Origin of the sequence: Vulcanococcus sp. DEBay_Sum22DG08_74, from assembly GCF_017852955.1 — a bacterium.
Classification (GTDB): domain Bacteria; phylum Cyanobacteriota; class Cyanobacteriia; order PCC-6307; family Cyanobiaceae; genus Vulcanococcus.
In genome coordinates, this window is the sequence record NZ_JAFMKL010000142.1 from 1 (window position 1) to 3,737 (window position 3,737).

General features: G+C 66.2%; 4 protein-coding genes and 1 pseudogene. 3 read left to right on the plus strand and 2 right to left on the minus strand.

Going from position 1 to position 3,737, the window contains the following annotated elements:
- Positions 1–1,192: phosphoglycerate kinase (locus tag QZ184_RS10735; RefSeq protein ID WP_296419581.1), on the minus strand; the 1,192-nt coding region annotated here is incomplete at its 3' end.
- Between the two features lie 135 nt (positions 1,193–1,327).
- Between QZ184_RS10735 and QZ184_RS10740 the strand changes: the two genes are divergently transcribed.
- Genes QZ184_RS10740 through QZ184_RS10750 form a run of 3 tightly spaced genes read left to right on the plus strand, consistent with a single transcriptional unit; the run spans position 1,328 to position 3,575 of the window.
- Positions 1,328–1,705, plus strand: a complete 378-nt coding sequence (locus QZ184_RS10740; RefSeq protein ID WP_010313477.1) for a universal stress protein — start codon at positions 1,328–1,330, stop codon at positions 1,703–1,705.
- Entirely contained in the window at positions 1,702–2,601 is a 900-nt protein-coding gene (gene ylqF / locus QZ184_RS10745) for a ribosome biogenesis GTPase YlqF (RefSeq protein ID WP_247476822.1), read from the plus strand. The genes QZ184_RS10740 and ylqF overlap by 4 nt, the downstream gene beginning before the upstream one ends.
- Positions 2,598–3,575, plus strand: coding sequence for an RluA family pseudouridine synthase (locus QZ184_RS10750; protein WP_296419584.1), 978 nt, complete (start codon positions 2,598–2,600; stop codon positions 3,573–3,575). The genes ylqF and QZ184_RS10750 overlap by 4 nt, the downstream gene beginning before the upstream one ends.
- Here the strand turns inward: QZ184_RS10750 and QZ184_RS10755 are convergent.
- Positions 3,520–3,737: pseudogene (locus tag QZ184_RS10755) on the minus strand (ABC transporter ATP-binding protein); the annotation flags it as partial. The gene QZ184_RS10750 and the pseudogene QZ184_RS10755 sit on opposite strands and share 56 nt — an antisense overlap.

A 3,737-nucleotide genomic window follows, 5' to 3' on the forward strand; every position in this document is an offset into this window, starting at 1 on the left:
GGGCGGCCACGCCGGGGAGGACCTTGCCTTCCAGCAGCTCGAGGCTGGCGCCACCGCCGGTGGAGATGTGGGACATCTTGTCGGCCAGGCCGGCCTTTTCCACAGCAGCCACGGAGTCACCGCCGCCGATGATCGTGCAGCAGCCCTTGCCGCTGATGTCAGCCAGGGTGGTGGCGATGGCGTTGGTGCCGGCGGCGAAGGCGTCGAACTCGAACACGCCCATGGGGCCGTTCCAGATCACGGTCTTGCAGTCAGCCAGGGCGTCCTGGAAGACCTTGACGGAATCGGGACCGATGTCCAGGCCCATCCAGCCGTCGGGGATGGCATCCACCTTGGCCACCTGGCTGTTGGCGTCGGGGGCGAAGTTGTCGGCCAGCACCACGTCGGTGGGCAGCAGGAACTGAACGCCCTTGGCAGCAGCCTTGGCCTCGAGCTCCTTGGCCAGCTCCAGCTTGTCCTCTTCCACCAGGCTCTTGCCGACGGCCATGCCGCGGGCCTTGTAGAAGGTGAAGATCATGCCGCCGCCGACAAGGATCTTGTCGCACTTGTCGAGCAGGGCCTCGAGCACGCCGATCTTGGAGCTCACCTTGGAGCCGCCCACGATCGCTGCCAGGGGACGCTTGGGCTCATCGATGGCGCCCTGCAGGTACTGCAGCTCCTTCTCCATCAGGTAGCCGGCGACGCTGGGGCTCAGGTACTGGGTCACGCCCTCGGTGGAGGCGTGGGCACGGTGAGCGGCGCCGAAGGCGTCGTTGACGTACACGTCAGCCAGGCTGGCCAGCTTCTTGGCGAAGTCGCCTTCGTTCTTCTCTTCTTCGGCGAAGAAGCGGACGTTCTCCAGCAGCACGACGTCGCCATCGGCCATGGCAGCAACCTTGGCCTCGGCGTCAGGGCCGATGCAGCTGTCGGTCTTGACCACGCCCTTGCCCAGCAGTTCGCTCAGGCGAGCGGCCACGGGGGTCAGGCGCATGCCCTCGTTCACCTGACCCTTGGGACGACCGAAGTGGGCCGAGAGGATCACCTTGGCGCCCTTGCCCACCAGGTCATTGATGGTGGGGAGGGCAGCGCGGATGCGGGTGTCATCGGTGATGGCGCCGGCGTCGTTCAGGGGAACGTTGAAGTCGACCCGAACCAGCACGCGCTTGCCGCGCAGCTCGTCAGCGGAAAGGCTGGCCAGGGAGCGCTTCGCCATGGGTGAGACAAGGGGGTAGAGGTCGGGCGAATTTAGCGGGCCAGTCAAGGGTTGCCCCGTTATCGCGCTCTGCGATGGCTTTGCTGGCCCCCCGCGCTGTCGGCGCTAGACAGAGGGTGCACCGGCCAGCCGGCCATGTTTGAGATCGTTCTCTTCCCCATCGACCGCAGCCGCCAGGCTGCTGAAACCGCTGCCTTCGCCCTGAAGTTGGCCCAGCAGCACGACAGCCGTTTGGTGCTGCTCTCCGTGGTTGAGCCCGGTCAAGACGATCCCGCTGCTGTGGCTGCGTTGTTGGAGGACGCCCGCGGTCGCTTCCAAGAGCAGGGCGTCAGTTGTGAGGTGCTCGAGCGCGAAGGAAAGCCGGCTTTTGTGATCTGTGATGTGGCCGATGAAATCAATGCCGATGTGATCGTGATGGGGACCCGCGGGCTGAGCCTCGAAGCGGAGGACGCCCCCAGCACGGCCTCCCGTGTGATTCAGTTGGCCCCTTGCCCCGTGATGGTGGTGCCGTGAGTGAGCTGCTGAGTAGCGCGGCCCCGTCGATTCAGTGGTATCCGGGCCACATCGCCAAAGCAGAGCGCGCGCTCACCGACAACCTGGCCAAGGTCGACTTGGTGATCGAGGTGCGCGATGCCCGCATCCCGACGGCCACCGGCCACCCCCGTTTGCAGCGTTGGATTCAAGGCAAGCAACATCTGCTGGTTTTGAACCGCCGCGACATGATTCCAGTGGCGGCGCGGGAGGCTTGGGACGCCTGGTTCCGCGGCCAAGGCCAGACCCCTTGGTGGAGTGATGCCAAGGCCGGCACGGGGGTCAAGCAGCTGCAGCAGGCAGCGATTCGAGCGGGGGATTCCCTCAATGAGCGGCGCCGGAATCGCGGCATGCGCCCAAGGCCCGTGCGGGCGTTGATGCTGGGGTTCCCCAACGTCGGCAAGTCCGCCCTGATCAATCGCTTGGTGCGCCAAAAAGTGGTGGACAGTGCCCGCCGCGCTGGCGTGACCCGCAGCCTGCGCTGGGTCCGGCTTGGCCAGGACTTGGACCTGCTGGATGCACCAGGGGTGTTGCCCCCTCGCCTGGATGACCAGCTCGCTGCCCTGCGTCTGGCGCTGTGCGACGACATCGGCCAGGCGGCCTACGACGGAGAGGCCGCCGCCATGGCCTTTGTCCACATGCTCGCGGCCTTGGAGGCAGCGGAGACCTCCGGGGTCAAGCCCGGCCTGCTGGAGCGTCGCTATGGCATCCCGGTCGAGACGCTGTCAGGGGAGGGCGCGCCCAAGCCGGATGTCCATGGCTGGTTAACGGGAGCGGCTGAGCGGCACACCAGTGGCGACACGGTGCGAATGGCCCAGCGGTTCCTCGATGACTTCCGCCGGGGCATGCTCGGACCGATTGCCTTGGAGTTGCCGTGAGTGGTTTTGGGGAAGGTGAAGGGGAGCTGCTGACGCTCACCTACCCCAAACCTCTGCCGATGCGATTGGACCGCTGGCTCGTGGCCCAACGCCCCGAGCAGAGCCGGGCCCGGATTCAGAAGTTCATCGACGCGGGCTATGTCCGCGTCAACGGAGTCACGGGCCGCGCCAAGACCCCCCTGCGTCTGAACGACACGGTGGAGTTGTGGATGCCGCCGCCGGAGCCCCTTCCCTATCTGATCCCCCAGGACATCCCCCTGGATGTCCTCTACGAGGACGAGCACCTGATCGTGCTCAACAAGCCGGCCGGGCTCACGGTCCATCCCGCCCCTGGGAACAAGGACGGGACCCTGGTCAATGGCCTGCTGCATCACTGCCCCGATCTACCGGGCATCGGCGGCGAGATGCGTCCGGGGATCGTTCATCGCCTGGACAAGGACACGACGGGCTGCATCGTCGTGGCCAAGAGCCAGGAGGCCTTGGTCAAGCTGCAGGTGCAGATCCAGAAGCGCGTGGCGTCCCGGGAATACCTGGCGGTGGTTCACGGAGCCCCGGCCGGGGACAACGGAACGATCGTTGGGGCCATCGGCCGCCATCCCGCCGATCGCAAGAAGTACGCGGTGGTCCATGACGGCTCCGGGCGCCATGCCTGCACCCACTGGACCCTGCTGGAGCGCCTGGGTGATTACGCCCTGATGCGCTTCAAGCTCGACACCGGCCGCACCCACCAGATCCGGGTTCACTGCGCCCACATCGGGCATCCCATCGTTGGGGATCCGGTTTATTCCCGCTGCCGCAAGTTGCCGTTGACCCTTCCCGGTCAGGCGCTCCATGCCTTCCAGCTGGGTCTGGATCACCCGATCCGTAAGGACCGAATGCTGTTTAAGGCCCCCCTGCCGGAGGTGATGGAGAAGTTGCTCAAGCTGCTGAGGCGGCGGGCAGGCGTGGACACGCCTCCACCAGAGTCCGAGTGATGGCGGCCTGGGGCTGGCTGAGCAGCTGATCACCGGGGCCTTCTTCGACGATCTTGCCGCCATCGAGCACCACGACCCGCTGGCAGAAGCCACTGGCCACCGCCAGGTCGTGGGTGACAAAGATCAGCCCCAGACCGAGGCGGTCCTGGAGGGAGCGCAGCA